The organism is Nocardia sp. NPDC057663 (assembly GCF_042799895.1).
Taxonomy (GTDB): Bacteria; Actinomycetota; Actinomycetes; order Mycobacteriales; family Mycobacteriaceae; genus Nocardia.
Window position 1 is genome coordinate 490,234 of the sequence record NZ_JBHVHX010000001.1, and the last position, 22,824, is coordinate 513,057.

2 protein-coding genes (1 of these 2 only partly in view) are annotated in these 22,824 nt (G+C 70.7%); both read right to left on the reverse strand.

Features of this window, described 5'->3' with window-relative positions; all coding sequences use genetic code 11:
• The gene (locus ACFVAV_RS02405) at positions 1 to 714 is read right to left on the reverse strand and encodes a Uma2 family endonuclease (protein ID WP_379028685.1); all 714 of its coding nucleotides are present in this window, start codon (positions 712 to 714) and stop codon (positions 1 to 3) included.
• Positions 714 to 22,824: the 3' portion of a non-ribosomal peptide synthase/polyketide synthase gene (locus ACFVAV_RS02410; protein ID WP_379028687.1), read on the reverse strand. 21,647 nt of this gene lie beyond the right edge of the window; only the last 22,111 of its 43,758 coding nucleotides appear in the window; the start codon falls outside the window, past its right edge; its stop codon occupies positions 714 to 716. Before ACFVAV_RS02410 ends, ACFVAV_RS02405 begins: the two co-directional genes overlap by 1 nt.

Below are 22,824 nucleotides of genomic sequence, written 5' to 3' on the forward strand. Positions count from 1 at the left end.
CTAGCGAGGAAGCAGCGCAGCGGGGTCGAACGTGACCTCGAACGGTGCACGCAACGTCACGGGGCTACCCGCCGACGCGCGATGGGTCTGTTCGTATTCGCCATCGACCCCCAGCGAATAGGCGAACAGAACCGGAAGTGCCTCGCCGGGCAGCTGGCCTTTGAACGAGTTGATCTCGAATCGCCAGTACGTCGGGATCCCGGCCTGCGCGTACAGGACCGGCTTCACCAGGCGGTCTTGCAGGGTGGTCGACTTCGACACCACCTCGACAGCGAGTTCGACCTGACCCACCGGCACCCCGCGCCCATACCAATCAATCGAACCGGTGGCCACCATGAGATCGGGAATCGGCTCGTCGTCACCGATGAGCACGCCGACACCGTCCATGACCACACGCTCGGCCGATACGACAGCGTCGAGGACTTGCGTCAGGCGTTTGATCAACCACTGATGCATCGGCTTCGGTGCTGCATTCACGACGAGCTGGCCATTCAACACCTCGTATCGCAGTCCGTCGTCGGGCATCTGGTCGAGATCCGCGGCAGTCCAGTGATCGGAGTGCGGTAATGGCATCGCCACCCGAACACCTCCGATTCGTTGAGCACAGCGCGCCGCTCGCGCCGAACGATTCGAGTCTAGCGGCTGACGGGCAGTCGTGAAGCGTTGATGCTGCTCGCCTACCAGGGGAAACAGGGTAGACGAGCAGCACAGCACTACTCGGCGACGATCACCGTGACCTCACCCTCGGCCGCATCGGTCGGGTCGCCGGGGGCGACGAACCAGTGGGTGACCTCACCGTCGGACAGGTCGTCTTCGACCGGGCCGTCGGGGAGGACCGACAGGGCACCCGCGGTGGCGGAGACCAGGAATTCCTGGATGGCCGCCGGGCCGGAGGCGTGGGTGGTGAAGGTGGTGCATTCGTAGTCGACGCCGTGGGTGTCGCGCAGGGTCTTGGCGAGGGCGAGCGCGGCGCTCTGGGTGAGCGTCGAGGTCGCCCCGGCCGCGGCCAGGACGAAGGCGGGGTGGTCCTCGGACAGCGGGCGGACCCGGTCGGCGTAGGAGACGGGATGCGCCGCGGCGGCAGCGATCTCGGCTTCCACGTCGGGCAGGATCAGCCAGTCACCCGCGACACCGGCGACGGGGGCGTCGCTGATGCCGTAGGACGCACCGGTCGCGGCGATCTCGACGCCGGACAGCTCGCCGGCGAACAGGACCGCGGCGCCCGCCTTCTGGATGGCCCAGGCGGCGAGGACGGAGTCCACGCTGCGCGGCAGCGAGATCGCGACGACATCGCCGGGGCCCGCACCGCGGGCGATGAGCACGCGGGCCAGCTGCGAGGACTTGCGATCCAGTGCGCTGTACGCGATTTCGCTGTCGCCGCGGAGCAGGGCGGGAGCCTGCGGGTCGGCTTCGACGACCTCGCCGAGCACCTTGGCCACCGTCTGCGCACCAACGCCCGCTGTCGCGACCGGGGCCGAGACAGCAGCCGTCACACCGGATTCGGCGAGCAGCTGGGCGCGTTCGCCCGCGTCGAGGATGTCGATGTCGCCGACCAGGCCGGTCGGGTTGTCGAGCAGCTCGTCGAGCACGCGCAGCAGACGCGCGGACAGGGTGCGGACCTCGTCCTCGGTGTAGGTGCTGCGCAGGTAGCGCAGGGTGATCTCGATGGTCGACTCCGCCATCACCACCAGCGTGAGCGGGTAGTGGGTGGCGTCGTCGAGGCCGACACCGGTGACCTGCATGCCGTCGATCGAGCTCGCCGCGGTGACGGCGTCCTTGTCCATCGGGTAGGACTCGAACACCAGCAACGTGTCGAACTGGGCACCGGCACCGGCCACCCGCTGGATGTCGGAGAGGCCGACGAAGTGGTGGCTGAGCAGGTCGGCCTGCTCGGCCTGCACCCGCTTGGTCAGTTCCTCCGCGCTGATCCGGTCGTCGATCTGGATCCGCACCGGCAGGGTGTTGATGAACAGGCCGACCATCGACTCGACGCCGGGCAGTTCGGCCGGGCGGCCGGACACGGTCGCGCCGAACACCACGTCGTCGCGGCCGGTGAGGCGGCCGACGACGATGCCCCACGCGGTCTGCAGCAGCGTGTTCACGGTGACACCGAGTTCGCCGGCGAACTTGCCGAGCGCCCTGGTGCGGTCGTTGTCGATCTCGACGATGACCTTGCCGAGCTCGTAGCGCTCCTCGGTGCGCGGCGCGGGCGCCAGCTGGGTGGGGCCTTCGACCCCGTTCAGCGCTTCGGCCCAGACCTGCAGCGACACTTCGCGATCCCAGCCGGACAGGAAGGACAGGAAGTTGCGGTAGGAGGCCACACGCGGGAGCGCGGTGAGGTCACCGTGCACCGCGTAGAGGACCAGCAGGTCGCGCATGAGCAGCGGCATGGACCAGCCGTCGATCAGGATGTGGTGCACCGTGATCGCCAGGTGGGACTGGCCCTCACCGGTCTTGTAGAGACCGAAGCGGATCAGCGGAGCCGTCGCCATGTCGAACTGGTCGGCGCGGTCGGCCAGCAGCAGCTGCTGCATGCGCGGCAGCCGCTCGTCCTCCGGCAGGTCGGTCAGGTCGACCTCGCGCCACGGGACGTCGAGCTCGGACATCACGACCTGCACCGGCTGACCGGCCGAGTCGGTGACGAACGCGGTCCGCAGGTTCGGGTACCGGTCGAGCACGGCCTGGGCGGCGCGGCGCAGCCGCTCGGTGTCGAGCGTGCCGGTCAGGTCGAGGACGGCCTGCACGGTGTAGACGTCGACGGTGGCCGAGCTGAGCATGGCGTGGAACATCAGGCCCGCCTGCAGCGGCGAGAGCGGCCACACCTCGGCCAGGGCCGGGTAGTTGCCTTCCCACAGCTCGATGTCGGACTGATCGACGCGCACCAGCGGCATGTCGGACGGGGTGAAACCGCCCGCGTCGGTCCGCCGCGCGTGGGTCGCCAGCGCGGTGAGCGCGGCCACGAACAGGTCGGCGAACTCCTGGGCCTGGTCGGCGGTGAGCAGCCCGGTCGGGAACGCGATGTTCGCGCCCAGCTGCGGGCCGTCGTCGCCGTCGTTGACGATGGCGTTGATGTCCAGCGTCGCGTTGGCGGGCATGTCCAGGTCCATCTCGGCGTCGAGCTGACCCAGATCCGCCACCGGCACCCAGCCGAGTTCGGCGAGTTCGGCGGGGATCTCGCCCGCCGTCGCGCGACCGAGGTAGTTGAAGCTGATCTGGCCGACGGACGGCAGATCGGCACCCTCGGTGGTCAGGTACTTCAGCATGCCGTAGCCGATGCCCTTGTCGGGCACGGCCAGCATCTGCTCCTTGACCGACTTGATCACCTCGCCGAGCACGGCGCCGCCGGCGAAGGCGTCGTCGAGATCGGCACCGGCCAGGTCGAGGCGGACCGGGAAGGCAGTGGTGAACCAGCCGACGGTGCGCGACAGGTCGGCACCGGCGACGATCTCCTCCTGGCGGCCGTGGCCCTCCAGCTTGATCAGCGCCGCGGTGCCGGATTCGTCGCCGCGCCAACGGGATACGGCCAGCGCGAGGGCGGTGAGCAGACCGTCGTTGACACCGCCGTGGTAGAGGCTCGGGATCGCGGTGAGCACCGCATCTGTGACCTCCGGCGACAGGGTGACCTGCACCCGGTCGACGGTGGCGAAGGTGTCGACCTGCGGGTCGAACGCCCGCGCGCCCAGTCGCGGATCGGCGGTGGCCGAGACCTCGCGCCAGAACGGCAGTTCCGCGCGACGATCGGTCGACTGCTCGACCAGGCTGTGCGCCCAGCGGCGCATCGAGGTGCCGTTGACGGGCAGCGCGACCGGCTGACCGGCCGCGATCTGGCCCCAGGCCATGCCGAGGTCCGGGATCAGGATGCGCCAGGAGACGCCGTCGATCACGAAGTGGTGGCCGACGATGAGCAGCACGTCGCGACGGCGCGTGCCCTCCGCAGACTCGCCGAAGGCGAACCAGACGAACTGCACCATTGCCGCGCCGGCCGGGTTCAGGCGGCCCATGGCCTCGTCGTATTCGGTGCTGGCCAGCTTGGAAAGCTGCTCGTCACCGATCTCGGCGGGAACCTCGACGCGCCGCACCAGCGCGGCCACATCGACCTCACCCGGTGCCAATGCCTCGAAGACCCAGCCCTTTTCGGCATCCTTCAGCACCCGCGAGCGGAGCACATCGTGATGATCGAAGACCGCGCCGATGGTGGCGTGCAGGACCTCGTCGGTGATGTTCTCCGGCAGGCGCAGCACCATCGACTGGGAGAACCGGTCGTAGGTGGAGCCGCTGCTCAGGATCTGGCGCATGATCGGCAGCATCGGGATGTCACCGACACCGCCGCCGGGCAGTTCCTCGAGCACGATCTGGTCGGCGTCGCCCGCGAGCACGGCGATTTCGGCCAGGCCCGCCACGCTGCGCTTCTCGAACACGTCGCGCGGCTTGAACAGCACGCCGCGGTCCTTGGCGCGCGAGACCAGCTGGATGGACAGGATCGAGTCGCCGCCGAGGGCGAAGAACGAATCGTCCAGGCCGACCGCGTCGACACCGAGCACCTCGGCAAAGACGGTGGCGATGATCGCCTCGACTTCACTTGTCGGCGTGCGGAACTCGCGCGGGGCGAGGACCGGCTCGGGGAGGGCGCGACGGTCGAGCTTGCCCGCGGGGGTCAGCGGGATCTCGTCGAGCACCATGACGGCGGCGGGCACCATGTGCGCGGGCAGCTGCTGCGCCGCGTACTCGACCAGGGTGGCCGGGTCGGCGGTGGCCCGCACGTAGGACACCAGGATGGTGGCGCCCGCGTCGGTCTTGCGGCCGATGGTGGCGGCGAACTCGACGTCGTCGTGCGCGGTGAGGACCGCGTCGATCTCGCCCAGTTCGATACGGAAGCCGCGGATCTTCACCTGGAAGTCGTTGCGGCCCACGTATTCCACGACGGACTTGCCGTTGACGGTGCGCCAGGCGACGACGTCACCGGTGCGGTACAGCCGCTCGCCCTCGGCGTACGGGCTGGCCACGAAGCGCTCGGCGGTGAGGCCGTGGCGCGCGTGGTAGCCGCGGGCCAGCGCGACGCCACCCAGGTACAGCTCACCGGCCACGCCCTCGGGGACCGGGCGCAGGCGGTTGTCGAGCACGTACACGGTGGCGCCGGCGATCGGACCACCGATGTTCATCGTGTCGCCAGGCAGCAGCGGATCGGACAGGTTGGTCGCGATGGTCGCCTCGGTGGGGCCGTAGGCGTTGTAGAACCGGTGGTGCGCCGGGTCGGTGCCCGCGCTGTGCCAGTTCGCGACCAGGTCGACCGGGGCCTTGTCGCCACCGACGATCAGCGCTTCCACGTCGGCCAGCGCCGCGGGTTCCATCGACGCCGCGACCAGCGGGGTGAGGAACACGTGGGTCAGCTGCTGGCCCACGATGATCTCGGCCAGTTCCTCGCCGCCGACCACGCCGACCGGCGTGATGACGAGGGTGCCCGCCGAGCCGACCGCGAGCAGGAACTCGAGGATCGACGCGTCGAACGACGGGGACGCGAACGCCAGGGTGCGCGCGTCCTTGCCGAGGCCGAACTGCGCCACCTGGGCGGCGGCGAAGTTGGCCACACCGGTGTGACTGACGACGACGCCCTTGGGCAGGCCCGTCGAACCCGAGGTGTAGATCATGTAGGCCGTATTGCCGGACCGGACGGCGCCACGACGGTCCGCATCGGTGATCGGCGCGTCGGACTGTTCGGCGACCTCGGCCTGCAGCGCCGCGTCGTCGAGGACCAGCCAGTCACCCAGTGCGGGCGCGGGCAGGTGATCGACCTCGGACGACACCGTGATGCCCAGTGCCGCACCCGAATCCGACATCATGTGCGCGATGCGCTCGGCCGGGTACTTCGGGTCGACCGGCAGGAACGCCGCACCCGACTTGACGACGGCCCAGATGGCGAGGGTGGTCTCGAGCGAGCGCTGCATGGCGATGGCGACGACCGTCTCCGGCGCGGCGCCACGCTCGATCAGCACGCGTGCCAGGCGCGAGGAGGCCGCGTCCAGCTCGGCGTAGGTCAGCGAGCGAACGTCGCCCGACTCCGTCGCGGTGAGTGCGCGGACCAGCCCGGTGTCGACCGACTCGCCGGGGGCGACGATCGCCTGACCGGCCGGGTTGGTCGCCACGGCCTGGGCCAGCAGCTCCGGCAGGGTGCTCGTCGACGCGGCGGGACCGCCGGTGCGGGTGAGCAGTGCGGTGCGCTCGGTGCCGTCGAGGAGTTCGAGATCGCCGACCGGGGTGGTGGTGTCGGCGACGACCTCGGCGAGCAGTCGCTGGAATCGCTGCGCGAACTTCTCGACCGTCGACTGGTCGAACAGGTCACTGGCGTAGGAGAACTCGGCGTAGGCGCCCGCCTCGTCACCGGCCTGCGCCTCACGCACGGTGAGCAGCAGGTCGAACTTGGCGGTGTCGACGTCGAAGTCGACGGCCGAGACCGACAGACCGGGCAGCTCGAAGCTGGCGTCGGGCAGGTTCTCGAACGACAGCGCCACCTGGAACAGCGGGTGCCGCGCGGTGGAGCGCTCGGGGTTGAGCAGTTCCACCAGGCGCTCGAACGGGATGTCGGCGTGCGCGAAGGCGGCCAGGTCGGCTTCCTTCGCCTGGGTCAGCAGCTCGGCGAAGCTGAGCTGGCCGCCGACCTGCGTGCGCAGGGCCAGTGTGTTGACGAACATGCCGATGACGTCGTCGAGTTCGGCCTCGCCACGGCCGGCGATCGGGGTGCCGATGACGATGTCCTCGGTGCCCGACATGCGTGCCAGGAACACCGCGAGGGCGGTGTGCACGACCATGAACAGCGTCGCGTTCTGCTCGCGGGCGATGGCCGAGAGTCCGGCGTGGATCTCGGTGCCGATCGGGAACAGCACCCGGCCACCGGCGAAGGACTGCGTGCTCGGACGCGGCCGGTCCAGCGGCAGGTTCAGCTCGTCGGGGACACCGGCGAGGGCGCGCTTCCAGTAGTCGGCCTGCTGGGAGATCAGGCTGGTGTCGTCGGCTTCGGAGCCGAGGACGTCGCGCTGCCAGACGCTGAAGTCGGCGTACTGCACCGGCATCGGCGCCCAGCCCGGGCGTTCCCCGGCGGCGCGGGCGGCGTAGGCCACCATGACGTCGCGGGTCAGCGGCGCCATCGACCAGCCGTCGGCGCTGATGTGGTGGGCGACGAAGACGAGCACGTACTCCTCGTCCGCGACCTGCATCAGCTTGGCGCGCAGCGGAACTTCGTCGAGCACGTCGAAACCGGTGGAGATCAGCGCGGCGATCTTGTCGCGGACCTGGTCGGGCGCAACGGTTTCCGGCGTCAGATCCGGGACATTGCCCTCGACCGGCAGGATCACCTGATGCGGGGTGCCGTCGGTCGACGGGTACACCGTGCGCAGGGTCTCGTGCCTGGCCAGCACATCGGCGACCGCGAGCTGCAACGCCTCGACATCCAGCGCGCCCGACAGGCGGACGGCGACCGGGATGTTGTTCACCGCGGAGCTGGTGTCGAACTGGTTCAGGAACCACATGCGCTGCTGCGCGAGCGACAGCGGCACCTGCTCCGGGCGCGGTCCGGCGACCAGCGCGCGACGCCCACCGGCGCCCGCACCCTGCTCGACCTTCACCGCGAGACCGGCGACCGTCGACGCCTCGAACAGCAGGCGCACGGGCACCCGGCTGTCCAGGGCGGCGCCGAGGCGGGCCGCGACCTGCGTGGCCAGCAGCGAGTTGCCGCCGAGGGCGAAGAAGTCGTCGTCGGCGCCGACGCGCTCGGCGCCGAGCACGTCCGCGAACACGCCCGCCACGATCTCCTCGATCGGGGTGGACGGCGCGCGGAACGCCTGGGCCTCGAACTCCGGCTCCGGCAGCGCCTTGCGGTCGAGCTTGCCGTTGACATTGAGCGGCAGCGCGTCCATGACGACGAACGCGGCGGGCACCATGTACGACGGCAGCCCGGCGGCCAGCGTCGACTTCACCTGCGCCACATCCACATCCACACCGACCAGGTACGCGACCAGGCGATCGCCGGTGCGCGGGTCGGACTTCGCGATGACGGCGGCCTGCGCGATCTCGGGCAGCGCCAGCAGCGCGGCCTCGATCTCGCCGAGCTCGATGCGGAAGCCGCGGATCTTCACCTGGAAGTCGGTGCGGCCGCGGTAGTCGAGCTCGCCGTTGTGCCAGGCCACCAGGTCACCGGTGCGGTACATGCGGGTACCGGGGGTGAACGGGTTGGCCACGAAACGGTCGGCGGTCAGGTCGGCGCGGCCGAAGTAGCCGCGGGCCAGCTGCGCGCCCGCGAGGTACAGCTCGCCCGCGACGCCGTCGGGCACCGGGCGCAGCCGCGCGTCGAGCACGTACACCTGGCTGTTCCACGCGGGCGCGCCGATGGAGACCGAGCCCTGGTCGGCGGCGTTCACCCGATGCGAGGTGATCGAGACCGCGGCCTCGGTGGGGCCGTACAGGTTGAACAGCTCGGTGCGCGGGAACGCGGTGCGGAACCGCTGCGCGAGCGAACCCGGCAGCGCCTCACCGATGGCGAGAACCCGCCACAGCGAATCGGGCATGCCGGCGGCCAGCAGCGCGTCGAGCATCGACGGCACCACATGCAGGGTGGTGACCCACTCGCTCGACATCAGCTCGTTCAGGTACGCCGGATCGCGATGGCCGTCGGCCGAGGCGATCACCAGGCGGCCACCGCAGACGGCGGCCGACCAGAACTCCCAGACCGAGAGGTCGAAGGTGGCCGCGGTCTTGAGCAGCACCGCGTCGGCGGCGTCCATGCCGAACTCGATCAGCTTCCACTGGAGCTGGTTGGCGATGGCGCCGTGCGGGACAGCGACACCCTTCGGGCGGCCGGTGGAACCGGACGTGAAGATCACGTACGCGGTGTGCTCCGGACGCAGCGGCCCGGTGCGCTCGGCATCGGAAACCGGTGCGGCGCTGACCTCGTCGAGATCGAGCTCGTCGATGCGCACCAGCGGCGCGACCGTGGTGTCGAACTCGGCCTCGGCATTGGTCAGCACACAGACCGGTGCCGCCGTCTCGAGGATGTAGTTCGTGCGGTCGGCCGCCTGATCGGGGTCGACCGGCACGTACGCGCCACCGGACTTGGCGACGGCGTACATCGCGACGATCAGGTCCACCGAGCGGCGCAGCGCCAGCGCGACGCGTGCCTCCGGGCCGACGCCGAGCGAGATCAGGTGCCGCGCGAGGCGGTTCACCTTCGCGTCGAGTTCGGCGTAGCTGAGCTGGGTGCCGTCGTCGGTGACCAGGGCGGTCGCCTTCGGGTCGGCGGCCACCGTCGCGTCGAGCAGCGAGACCAGGGTGGCCGCGGTGTCGACCTTGTAGGCGGTGCCGTTGCGGGCGTCGAGCAGCTGGGCGCGTTCGGCCGGTGCGAGCAGCTCGATGTCGCCGACCGCGGTGCGCGGGGTGGCGACGATCGCGCCGAGCAGGCGGACGAAACGCTCCACGAAACCTTCGACCGTGGCGTGGTCGAACAGGTCGGTCGCGTAGGTGAACAGACCCGAGATGCCTTCGGGCTCACCGGCGTCGCCGTAGCGGTCGGTGGCGATGAGGTGCAGGTCGAACTGCGACAGCTGGGAGTCGATGTCGAGTCCGGACACCGTCAGGCCGGGCAGTTCCAGGGTGGCGCGGCTGAGGTTCTGGAACGACAGACCGACCTGGAACAGCGGGTGACGCGCGGTGGAGCGGACCGGGTTGAGCACCTCGACCAGGCGCTCGAACGGCACATCGGCGTTGGCGAACGCGGCGATGTCGTCCTCGCGCTGGCGGGCCAGCAGCTCGGTGAACGCCTCGCCGCCGTCGACCTTGGTGCGGAACACCAGGGTGTTGACGAACATGCCGATCATGTCGTCGAGGGCGGCCTCGCCACGACCGGCCATCGGGGTGCCGATGGCGATGTCGTCGGTGCCCGAGAGACGGGCCAGCAGCACCGCGAGGGCGGTGTGCACGACCATGAACAGCGTCGCGCCCTCGGCACGGGCCAGCTCGACCAGCGCGCGGTGCGTGTCGGCGTCGATCTGGACGTCGACCTTGCTACCGGCGAAGGTCTGCACGGCCGGACGCGGGCGATCGGCCGGCAGGTCGAGCTGATCGGGCAGCTCGGCCAGGGCCTGCTTCCAGTGCGCGACCTGCTTGGACGCCATCGAGTCCGGATCGTCCTCGCTGCCGAGCAGTTCACGCTGCCAGATGCTGTAGTCCGCGTACTGCACCGCCAGCGGCGCCCAGCCCGGCTCCTGGCCGGTGGAGCGGGCCGCGTAGGCGGTCATCAGATCGCGGGTCAGCGGAGCGACGGACGAGCCGTCACCGGAGATGTGGTGCACGACCATGGCGAGCACGAAATCGCCGGAGACGGTGCGGGCGGGCCCGAAGACCGAGCCCGGCGCCGCGGGTTCGGCATCGGTGTTCTCGACGCGGAACAGCGCGACCTTCAGCGGCACCTCGACGGTGACGTCGAAGATGGTCGACATCAGTTCCGCGACAGCCGATTCCATCTCCTCGGCGGCCACCGTGCGCTCGATCAGTTCCGGCGCGGCCTGCGCGGGCGACAGGATCACCTGTGCCGCACCGGCTTCCGTCTGCGGGTACACCGTGCGCAGGATCTCGTGGCGCGACACCAGGTCGGTGATCGCGGCCCGCAGCGCGGCCACGTCGAGGTCGCCGGTGAGGCGGACCGCGACGGGCACGTTGTAGGCCGCCGACTGGGTGTCGAAGCGGTTGAGGAACCACATGCGCTGCTGCGCCAGCGAGAGCGGGATGTGCTCGGGGCGCGGACCGGCGGTGAGCGCCTTGCGATCGCCGGTCTCGGCGTGCTGCTCGACCCGCTGGGCCAGCGCGGCCACCGTGGACGCCTCGAACAGCAGGCGCACGGGGATGCGGGTGTCGAGCGCCTCGCCCAGGCGCGCGGCGACCTGCGTCGCCAGCAGCGAGTTACCGCCCCAGGCGAAGAAGTCGTCGTCGAGGCCGAAGCGCTTGTCGGAGTCGAGACGCAGGACCTCGGCGAAGGTGGCGGCCACGAGCTGCTCGCTCGGGCTGACCGGCGCGCGGAACACGGCCTTCTCGACCTCGGGTTCCGGCAGCGCCTTGCGGTCCAGCTTGCCGTTGGCGTTCAGCGGCAGGGCGTCGAGCTGCAGGAACACGGTCGGGACCATGTAGGACGGCAGCTCGGCGGCCAGTGCGGCGCGCAAGGCCAGCTTGTCGATTTCGGTTCCGGCGACGACGTAGGCCACCAGGCGGTCACCGACGACGGGGTCGGTGTGGGCGAGCACCGCGGCGGAGGTGATGTCCGGCTGACGCAGCAGCGCGGCCTCGATCTCGCCGAGCTCGATGCGGAAGCCGCGGATCTTCACCTGGAAGTCGGTGCGGCCGCGGTAGTCCAGTTCGCCGTCGGCGTTCCAGGCCACCAGGTCACCGGTGCGGTACATACGCTCACCGAGCGCGGAGAACGGATCGGCGACGAAGCGGTCGGCGGTGAGATCCGCGCGGCCGTAGTAGCCGCGGGCCAGTTGCGCGCCGGCCAGGTAGAGCTCACCGGAGACACCGACCGGCACCGGCCGCAGGCGCGAATCCAGCACGTAGACACGGCTGTTCCACTCCGGCGCACCGATCGACACCGACACCTGGTCGGCGTCGGTCACCGCGTGGCTGGTGATCGAGACCGCGGCCTCGGTCGGGCCGTACAGGTTGAACAGTTCCGCGGTGTTGGCGGTGCGGAAGCGCTGCGCGGTGGACGCGGGCAGCGCCTCACCGATGGCCAGCACCCGGCGCAGCGTGCGCGGCAGCGCCGCACCGGATTCGGTGAGCAGCGCGTCGAGCATCGACGGCACCACGTGCAGCGTGGTGACGCCGGTGGCCCGCATCAGGTCGTTGAGGTAGGCCGGGTCGCGGTGACCGTCGGCGGTGGCGACCACCAGGCGGGCGCCCGCGACGGCGGCGGTCCAGAACTCCCAGACCGAGAGGTCGAAGGTGGCCGCCGTCTTGAGCAGGATCGCGTCGTCGGCGCCGATGCCGAATTCGGCCGTCTCCCACAGCAACTGGTTGACGATCGCGCCGTGCGAGACCGCGACACCCTTGGGCTTGCCGGTGGAGCCGGACGTGAAGATCACGTACGCGGTGTTCGCGGGCACCAGGGCGCCACGACGCTCGGTGATCGCGGCCGGGCTGACGGCACTCAGGTCGAGCTCGTCGAGAACGACCACTTCGGCCGCCGCCGTGCTGAATTCGGCATTCACCGTGGTCAGCACGACCGCGGGCGCGGCCGTCTCCAGGATGTAGTCGGTGCGCTCGGCGGGCTGGTCCGGGTCGATCGGCACGTAGGCCGCACCGGTGCGCGCCACCGCGTACATCGCGATGATCAGTTCCGCGGAACGGCGGATGGCCAGCGCCACCCGGTCTTCGGTTCCGATACCGCGCTCGATCAGGTGCCGCGCAAGGCGGTTCACCTCGGCGTCGAGCTCGGCGTAGGTGAGCTCACGGCGACCATCGGTCTCGTCGACAACCAGGGCCACAGCCTCGGGGGTCGCGGCCACGGTCGCGTCCAGCAGCGACACCAGGGTGGCGTCGGTGTCGATCGCGTGCGCGGTGTCGTTCCACGCGGTGACGATCTGCGCGGACTCCGGCGTGGTGAGCAGGTCGATATCGCCCACCGGGATGGTGGCGTCGGCGGCGACCGCGTCGAGCACGAGCAGGAAGCGGTCGGCGAAGCTCTGGACCGTCGCCTCGTCGAACAGGTCGATGGCGTAACCGAATTCGGTGACCAGCTGGGCCGGTGCGCCGTCGTCGGTGTAGCGGTCGTAGAGGGTGACGTGCAGGTCGGTCTTGGCCAGCTGCGCGTCGTAGTCCACGGCGCTGACGGTCAGGCCGGGCAGTTCGAAGGTGGCGTCGGCCAGGTTCTGGAACGACAGGCCCACCTGGAACAGCGGGTTGCGCGCGGTCGAGCGCACCGGGTTGAGCACCTCGACCAGGCGCTCGAACGGCACGTCGGCGTTGGCGAAGGCTTCCAGGTCGCGTTCGCGCACGTCGGCCAGCAGCTCGGCGAACGAGGCCGCCGGGTCGATGGCGGTACGGAACACCAGGGTGTTGACGAACATGCCGATCAGGTCGTCGAGTTCGCGTTCACCACGGCCCGCGATCGGGGTGCCGACCGCGATGTCGTCGGTGCCGGACAGGCGCGCGAGCAGCACCGCGAGGGCGGCGTGCACGACCATGAACAGCGAGGCGTTGTTCGCCCGGGCGAGGTCGTGCAGGGCGGCGTGGCGGACCGGGTCGATCTCGAAGCGGATCGCCTTGCCCTGGAACGACTGCGCGGGCGGGCGCGGCCGGTCGGCGGGCAGTTCGAGCTGATCGGGCAGGCCGGCCAGCGCCTTGCTCCAGTAGGCGACCTGCTTGGCGGCGAGCGATTCCGGGTCGGTCTCGTCGCCGAGGACCTCGCGCTGCCACAGCGCGTAGTCGGCGTACTGCACCGGCAGCGGCGCCCACTGCGGGGCCTCGCCGTGCACGCGGGCCGCGTAGGCGGCCATGATGTCGCGCGCCAGCGGGCCCATCGAGGAGCCGTCGGCGGAGACGTGGTGCACGGTGAACGCGAGCACGTGGTCGGTGGCCGAGAGCTTGAACAGCGCGACCTTGAGCGGTACCTCTTCGGTGACGTCGAAGGTGGTCATCGCGAATTCGATGACGGTGCCGAGCAGGTCGGCCTCGGCGACCTCGATGTGGTGCACCACGGCGCGGCTCTGCGAGATCGGCAGGATCACCTGGTGCGGGCCGTCGGCCGAGCGCGGGTAGGTGGTGCGCAGCATCTCGTGCCGGGCGAACACGTCGCCGATGGCCTGCTCGAGCGCGGGGACGTCGAGGTTGCCGGTGAGGCGGACCGCCAGCGGGATGTTGTCCACCGCCGAGGTGGAGGTGTCGAACTGGTTGAGGAACCAGTAGCGCTGCTGGGCCGGCGAGAGCGGGATGATCGCGGGCCGCTCCCCCGCCGTCAGGCGCGGACGGGTGCGGCCGGAGCCCGCGTTGTGCTCGGCGCGGGCGGCGAGCGCGGACACGGTGGACGCCTCGAACAGGTCGCGGACCGAGAGCTGGGTGTCCAGGGCGGCGCCGATACGGGCGGTGACCTGGGTGGCCAGCAGCGAGTTGCCGCCGAGTTCGAAGAAGTCGTCGTCGGCGCCGACCCGGGTCACGCCGAGCACGTCGCCGAAGGTGCCGGCCACGATCTCCTCGATCGGGGTCGAGGGCGCGCGGAACACCTTGGCCTCGAACACCGGCGCGGGCAGCGCCTTGCGGTCGAGCTTGCCGGAAGCGTTGAGCGGGAAGGCGTCCAGGATCACGAAGGCGGTGGGCACCATGTACGCGGGCAGTGCGGCGCCGAGTTCGGTGCGCACGGCATCGAGGTCGATGCTCGCGCCGGCGGCCGGGATCAGGTAGCCGACCAGCTGGTCGCCGAGGCGCTCGTCGGAGCGGACGACCACGACCGACTGGGCGACCGACGGCAGCGCGGTGAGCGCGGACTCGATCTCGCCGAGCTCGATACGCAGACCACGCAGCTTCACCTGGAAGTCGGTGCGGCCCAGGTATTCCAGCTCGCCGTCGGCGGTCCAGGTGACGAGGTCACCGGTGCGGTACATGCGGGCGCCGTCTTCGCCGAACGGGTCGGCGACGAAGCGGTCGGCGGTCAGGTCCGGACGGGCGACATAGCCGCGCGCCAGCTGGACACCGGCCAGGTACAGCTCGCCGGGGACGCCGACGGGCACCGGGTGCAGGCGCGAATCCAGCACGTACACCTGGGTGTTGAACACCGGGGCGCCGATCGGGACCGAGGTGGTGTCGGCGTCGGTGACCTCGTGGAAGGTGACGTCGACCGCGGCTTCGGTGGGGCCGTACAGGTTGTGCAGGGCCGCGCCGGTGAGCGCGCGCAGACGCTGGGCGGTCGGCGCGGGCAGTGCCTCACCGGAGGCGAAGACCAGGCGCAGGCTGTTGCTGGTCTGCTGACCGTCGGCCAGTGCCACGGCGGCGGACTCGGCCAGCTCGGCCACGAACACCGACATCATGGACGGCACGAAGTGCGCGGTGGTGACACCCTCGGTCTCGATGATCTCGGCGAGGTAGGCGGGATCGCGGTGACCGTCGGGCTTGGCGACGACCAGGCGCGCACCGATCTGCAAGGGCCAGAAGAACTCCCACACCGACACGTCGAAGGTGGCGGGGGTCTTCTGGAGGACGACATCGGCGTCGGTGAGGCCGTAGGCGGCCTGCATCCACACCAGACGGTTGACGATCGCACCGTGGCTGACCGCCACACCCTTCGGGCGACCGGTCGAACCCGACGTGAAGATCACATACGCGGTGTTCGACGGACGCAGCGGGGCGATCCGCTCGGCATCGGTGACCGGCGCGTCGGAGTAACCCGACAGGTCCAGGCTCTCGATGGTGAGCGCGGTGGTCGAACCCGCGTCGAATTCGTCACGGGTAGTGGTCAACACACAGACCGGCGCGGCGGTCTCGAGCACGTAGTGGGTGCGCTCGGCCGGGTGGTCGGGGTCCAGCGGCACGTAGGCACCACCGGCCACGCTCACCGCGTACATGCCGATCACCAGGTCCAGCGAGCGGCGCATGCCGAGCGCGACCATGGTGTCCGGGCCGACGCCCTGGGCGATGAGGTGGCGGGCCAGGCGGTTCACCTTCGCGGCGAACCCGGCGTAGGACAGACTCATCCCCTCGAAGGTGAGAGCGAGCGCGTTCGGGCTGGTCGCGGCCTGGGCCTCGAACATCGACACCAGCGTCGCGGCCTGGTCGACCGGATGCGCGGTGGCGTTCCACTCGGTGACGACCTGGCGGTACTCAGCCGGGGCCAGCAGCTCGACCTCGCCGATCGCCCGATCCGGCGCGGCGACGACGGCGGTCAGCATCCGCACCATGCGCTGCGCGAGGCCCGCGATGGTGTCGGCGTCGAACATGTCGGTGGCGTAGGCGAATTCGGCGGTCATGCCGTCGGCGGAACCGTCGGCGCGGTGCCGGTCGGCCAGGTTCAGGTGCAGATCGAACTTGGCGGTGACCACGTCCAGCGGCACGCCGGCGACCTCGAGGCCGGGGAGCTCGAAGGAGGCCTCGCCGGTGTTCTGGAACGACAGCATCACCTGGAACAGCGGGTGCCGTGCCTGCGAACGGGCCGGGTTGAGGATCTCCACCAGCCGCTCGAACGGCAGGTCGGCGTGGCCGAAGGCGGCCAGGTCGCTTTCCCTGGTCTGCGCGAGCAGCTCGGTGAACGTCTGGGCCGGGTCGACGGCGCTGCGCAGCACCAGCGTGTTGACGAACATGCCGATCGCGTCGTCGAGGACCGCTTCACCACGGCCCGCGACGGCGGTGCCGATGGCGATGTCGTCGTTGCCGGACAGGCGGGCCAGCAGCGCCGCGAACGCGGCGTGCACGACCATGAAGAGGCTGGCGCCGTGTTCGCGGGCCAGCGCGTTCAGGCTCGCGGCCAGGGCCGGGTCGATCGAGAACTCGTGCACGCCACCACGGTTGGAGGCCACGGCCGGACGCGGGCGGTCGGCGGGCAGGTCGAGCTGATCGGGCAGACCGGCCAGGTGCTGCGACCAGTACGCGACCTGCTGGGTGATCATCGACGACGCGTCGTCCTCGGCGCCGAGGGTTTCGCGCTGCCACAGCGCGAAGTCGGCGTACTGCACCGGCAGCGGCGCCCAGCCCGGCGCCTCACCGCGCGAGCGCGCGGCGTAGGCGATCATCACGTCGCGGGCCAGCGGGCGCACCGACCAGCCGTCACCGGAGATGTGGTGCACGACGAAGACCAGCACGTGGGTGTCGGGCTGCGAGCCGTCCATGGAGCCGGCGACGCGCAGCAGCGCGGCGCGCACCGGGACCTCGGCGGTCACGTCGAAGCCGGCGAGCACCAGTTCGCTGATCCGATCGCGGATCTCGTCCTCGCCGACGGTGATCGGGCTGAGCGAGATCGGCACCTGGCCCGCGGGCAGGACAACCTGCACGCCCTGGCCCTCGGCGGTCTCGGGGTAGACGGTGCGCAGCACCTCGTGCCGGTCGACCACGTCGGCGACGGCCTGACGCAGGGCGTCGATGTCGAGGTCGCCGGTCAGGCGGACGGCGAGCGGGATGTTGTTGACCCCGGTCGCGCTGTCGAAGCGGTTCAGGAACCACATGCGCTGCTGGGCCAGCGAGAGCGGGATCTGCTCCGGGCGCGGCCCGGCGACGAGCTCGCGGCGGCTGCCGCTGCCCGCGTGCGATTCCACCTTGACGGCCAGCGCGGCGACCGACGGCGCCTCGAACAGCACGCGCACGGGGACGCGGGTGTCGAGGGCGGCGCCGAGGCGGGCGACCACCTGGGTGGCGATCAGCGAGTTGCCGCCCAGGTCGAAGAAGTCGTCGTCCAGGCCGACGGCGCGGTCACCGGACAGGCCGAGCACCTCGGCGAAGGTGGCGGCGACGATCTCCTCGATCGGCGTGCTCGGCGCGCGGAACTCGCGGGCTTCGAACACCGGCTCGGGCAGGGCGCGGCGGTCCAGCTTGCCGTTGGCGCTCAGCGGCATCGCGTCGAGCACGACGAACGCGGCCGGGACCATGTAGGACGGCAGCTGCGCCGCCAGATGCGTACGCAGCGCGTCGATCTCGGCGGTCGCGCCCGCGGCGGGCACCACGTAGCCGACGAGCTGGTCGCCGGTGCGGGCATCCGAGCGCACGACCACGACGGCCTGCGAGACGGTGCCGTGCGCGGTGAGCGCGGCCTCGATCTCGCCGAGCTCGATGCGCAGACCGCGCAGCTTCACCTGGAAGTCGGTGCGGCCGAGGTAGGTGATGGTGCCGTCGGCGTTCCAGCGCACGAGGTCACCGGTGCGGTACATCCGCTCGCCGGCGCCGAACGGGTTCGCCACGAAACGGTCGGCGGACAGGTCGGCGCGGCCGACATAGCCGCGCGCCAGCTGGATGCCTGCCAGATACAGCTCACCCGCGACACCGGGGGCGACCGGGTGCAGACGTGAATCCAGCACGTAGGACTTGGCATTGAGCACGGGGCGGCCGATCGGCACCGGGCCCTGCACGTCGTCGGCGACCGGTGCGTAGGTGGCGTGCACCGTGAATTCGGTCGGACCGTACAGGTTGTGCAGCTCGGCGGAGCTGACCCGGCGGATCGCCTCGACGACATCGGAGGTGAACGCCTCACCGGCGACGAGCAGCGCGCGCACCGAGGCCAGCTGCGCCGGTGCCGCGACACCGGCGAACACGGCGAGCATGGACGGCACGAACGAGGTGAGCGTGACGCCTTCCGCGGCGATCAGCTCGGCCAGGTACTGCGGGTCGCGATGCCCGTCCGGCGTCGCGATCACCATGCGGGCGCCGCGGACGATGGTGCCGAAGAGTTCCCAGACCGATACGTCGAAGGTCTGCGGCGTCTTGAACAGCACCACATCGTCGGCGGTCAGCGCGTATTCGTCGGTGATCCAGCGGATCTGGTTCACCGCCGCCGCGTGCGACACCGCGACACCCTTGGGGCGGCCGGTGGAGCCGGAGGTGAAGATCACGTAGGCCAGGTTCGAATTCCGCAGCGGCGCACGACGTTCGCTGTCGTCGACCGGGGTGGCCGGGTAGCCGGACAGGTCGAGTTCGTCGACAACCAGGGTCTGGATACCGGCCGGGGCGAAGGCGTCGGACGCGGTGGTGAGCACCGCCACCGGCTGCGCCGTCTCCAGCACGTAGGCGATGCGGTCGGCGGGCTGATCCAGGTCGAGCGGCACGTACGCGCCACCCGCGGCGAGCACCGCGTACATGGCGACAACGAGGTCGGCCGAGCGGCGGATGCCGAGGGCGACCAGGGTGTCGGGGCCGACGCCGGAGTCGATGAGCTTGCGCGCCAGCTGGTGCACCTGCCCGGCGAACTCGCCGTAGGACAGAGCTGTCCCCTCGAACGTCAGCGCGGTCGCGTCGGCGTCGTGCTCGGCGAGCCTGAACAGGTCGAGCAGGGTCTCCCCGGTATCGGCCGGAACCACGAAGGTGCCGCGCCCCACGCCGCCCATGCAGATGAGCTCGTTGGAGTTCCACTCCGACAACACGAGCTCGCGCTCGCGGCCGTCGAGCAGATCGACGTCGCCGACCGCACGCTCCGGCTGGGCGCCGACAGCGGCGAGCACTCGCGCGAACCGCTGCCCGAAGGCCGCCATCGTGGCCGCGTCGAACAGGTCGGTCGCGTAGATCAGCTCGGCGACGATGCCCGAGGGCGAATCGGCGGGCTTCTCGGTGAGTACCACCTGCAGGTCGAACTTGGCCACGTCGATCGGCAACTCGACACCGCTGACCGTGAGGCCGGGCAGTTCCAGGCTGGCCTGGCCGGTGTTCTGGAAGGCCAGCATGACCTGGAACAGCGGGTGCCGCGCCTGCGAGCGGGCCGGGTTGATGATCTCGACCAGGCGCTCGAACGGCAGGTCGGCGTGGCCGAAGGCGGCGATGTCGGCCGCGCGGACCTCGCCGAGCAGGTCGGTGAAGCTCGCGTCGCCGTCGACCTCGGTGCGCAGCACCAGGGTGTTGACGAACATGCCGATCAGGTCGTCGAGGGCACGCTCGCCACGACCCGCGATCGGGGTGCCGATGGCGATGTCGTGCTCGCCGGACAGGCGCGAGAGCAGCAGCGCCAGCGCCGCGTGGGCGACCATGAACAGGGTCGCGCCGCGGCCGCGGGCCAGATCCGCCAGCGCCGCGTGGGTTTCGGCGTCGATCTCGAAGGTGTGGGTGGCGCCGCGACCGCTGGCGACCGCGGGGCGCGGCCGGTCGGCGGGCAGGTCGAGCTGCTCGGGCAGGCCGCGCAGCTGCTGACCCCAGAACGAGATCTGCTGGGAGATCACGGACTTGGCGTCGTCCTCGTCGCCGAGCACGGCGCGCTGCCACAGGGCGAAGTCGGCGTACTGGACCTCGAGCGGACGCCAGGCCGGCTCCGCGCCTTCGACTCGGGCGCTGTAGGCGGTCATCACGTCGCGGGTCAGCGGGCCCATGGAGAAGCCGTCGGCCGAGATGTGGTGCACGACCAGGGCGAGCACGTGTTCGGTCGGGCTGATCTCGAACAGGGCGGCGCGGAACGGCACCTCGGCGGTGACATCGAACGCGGTGAGCACCAGCTCCGAGAGACGCTGCGGCAGTTCGGCACCCGTGGTCTCGATCGGCGCGAGGTCGGGGATGACCTTGCCGGTCGGCACGATCACCTGGTGGGCCGCGCCGGCGACCTCCGGGTAGTAGGTGCGCAGCGACTCGTGGCGGGCGAGCACATCGGCTACGGCCACCTGCAGCGCCTGCCGGTCGAGCAGACCCGACAGCCGCACGGCGGCCGGGATGTTGTCGACCGCGGACTCGGGGTCGAAGCGGTTGAGGAACCACATGCGCTGCTGGGCCAGCGACAGCGGCACCCGCTCGGGGCGATGCTGCGGGACCAGCGCGGCACGACGGTCCGCGCCGGAGTGCGTCTCGGCGCGCGCGGCCAGCCCGGCCACGGTGGAGGCCTCGAACAGCTCGCGCACGCCGATGTCGGTCTCCAGCGAGGCCGACAGGCGGGCCGCGACCTGGGTCGCGGTCAGCGAGTTGCCGCCGAGGGCGAAGAAGTCGTCGTCGAGGCCGACCCGTTCCAGGCCGAGCACGTCGGCGAAGGTGGCGGCGACGATCTCCTCGACCGGGGTGGTCGGGGCACGGAACACCGCGGCCTCGAACACCGGCGCGGGCAGCGCCTTGCGGTCGAGCTTGCCGGAGGCATTGAGCGGGAACTCGTCGAGGACGATGAGCACCGCGGGCACCATGTAGGCGGGCAGGTTGTTGCCCAGTTCCTCACGGGCGTCCTCGATGTCGACGGTGCGTCCCGGCGCGGCGATGACATAGGCCACCAGCTGATCGCCGGTGTGCTGGTCGCCGCGGACCACGACCACCGACTGGGCGACCTCGTCGAGCCCGGTCAGCGCCGACTCGATCTCGCCCAGCTCGATGCGCAGACCACGCAGCTTCACCTGGAAGTCGGTGCGGCCCAGGTACTCCAGCTCGCCGTGCTCGGTCCAGGCGACGAGGTCGCCGGTGCGGTACATGCGGGCGCCGTCGTCGGAGAACGGGTTCGCGACGAAGCGGTCGGCGGTCAGGTCGGGACGGGCGACATAGCCGCGTGCCAGCTGGGTGCCCGCCAGGTACAGCTCACCCGCGACACCGACCGGAACCGGCCGCAGCCGCGCGTCCAGGACGTACACCTCGGTGTTGAACACCGGGGCACCGATCGGGACGGTGTCCACATCGGTGTCGACGACCTCGTGGAAGGTGACGTCGACCGCGGCCTCGGTGGGGCCGTACAGGTTGTGCAGCGCGGCGCCGGTGAGCTCGCGCAGGCGGTGCGCGGGCTTGGGCGGCAGGGCCTCACCGGAGGCGAACACCATCCGCAGCGACTCGCAGCGGGCGGCCGCGGCGTCGGCGACGAAGACCGCGAGCATCGACGGCACGAAGTGGGTGACGGTGACGCCTTCGAGGCGGATGATCTCGGCCAGGTAGGCAGGATCACGATGACCGTCGGGCTTCGCGACGGCCAGGCTCGCACCGATCTGCAAGGGCCAGAAGAACTCCCACACCGACACGTCGAACGTGGCGGGGGTCTTCTGCAGCACCACGTCGGCCTCGGTCAGGCCGTACTGCGTCTGCATCCACACCAGGCGGTTGACGATCGCGCCATGGCTGACCGCCACACCCTTCGGGCGACCGGTCGAGCCGGACGTGAAGATCACGTACGCGGTGTTCGACGGACGCAGCGGGGCGATCCGGTCGGCATCGGTGACGCGGGTGTCGGCGTAGCCGACCAGGTCGAGCAGGTCGATGCGGACCTGCGCGGTGTCGATCTCCAGGTCGGTGCCCGAGGTGAGCACACACACCGGATCCGCCGTCGCCAGAATGTATTCCGTGCGCTCGGCCGGGTGGTCGGGGTCCAGCGGCACGTAGGCGCCACCGGCCACGCTCACCGCGTACATGCCGACGACCAGGTCGATCGAGCGGCGCATGCCCAGGGCCACATAGGTTTCCGGGCCGACGCCGCGGTCGGTCAGCCAGCGCGCAAGGCGGTAGACCCGCTGGGCGAACTCGGCGTAGGACAGGCTCGTCCCCTCGAAACTGAGGGCGGTGGCCTGCGGGGTGCGCGCCAGCTGCGCCTCGAACATCGAGACCAGGGTGGCGGTGGTGTCGACCTCGTGCGCGGTGGCGTTCCAGTCGCGCACGACGAGCTCGCGTTCGGCGGCATCGAGCAGTTCGATATCGCCCACGGCGACATCCGGTTCCGTGGTGATCGCGGTGAGCACCCGGATCAGGCGCTCGGCGATGCGGTGCACGGTGGCGGCGTCGAACAGGTCGCTCAGGTAGCCGGCGCGGATGCGCAGCTGGGTGTCGAGCTGCGCGATCAGCGACAGCGGGTAGTGGGTGGCGTCGGCGGCGTCCAGGCCGGTGACGGCCATGCCGTCGATGTCGGCGGCCTGGGCCTTGATGCCCTCGGCGTCGACCGGGTAGGACTCGAAGACGACCAGCGAGTCGAACAGGCCACCGATGCCCGCGGCCGACTGGATGTCGGCCAGGCCGATGTAGTGGTGGTCGAGCAGGTCGGCCTGCTCGCCCTGGGTGCGGGTCAGCACCGCGCGCACCGATTCGGCGGCGTCGAAGCGCACGCGGACCGGGACGGTGTTGATGAACAGGCCGACCATGGATTCCACGCCGGACAGCTGCGCGGGACGGCCCGAAACGGTGGTGCCGAACAGCACGTCGTCGCGGCCGGTCATCCGGCCGAGCACGATCGACCAG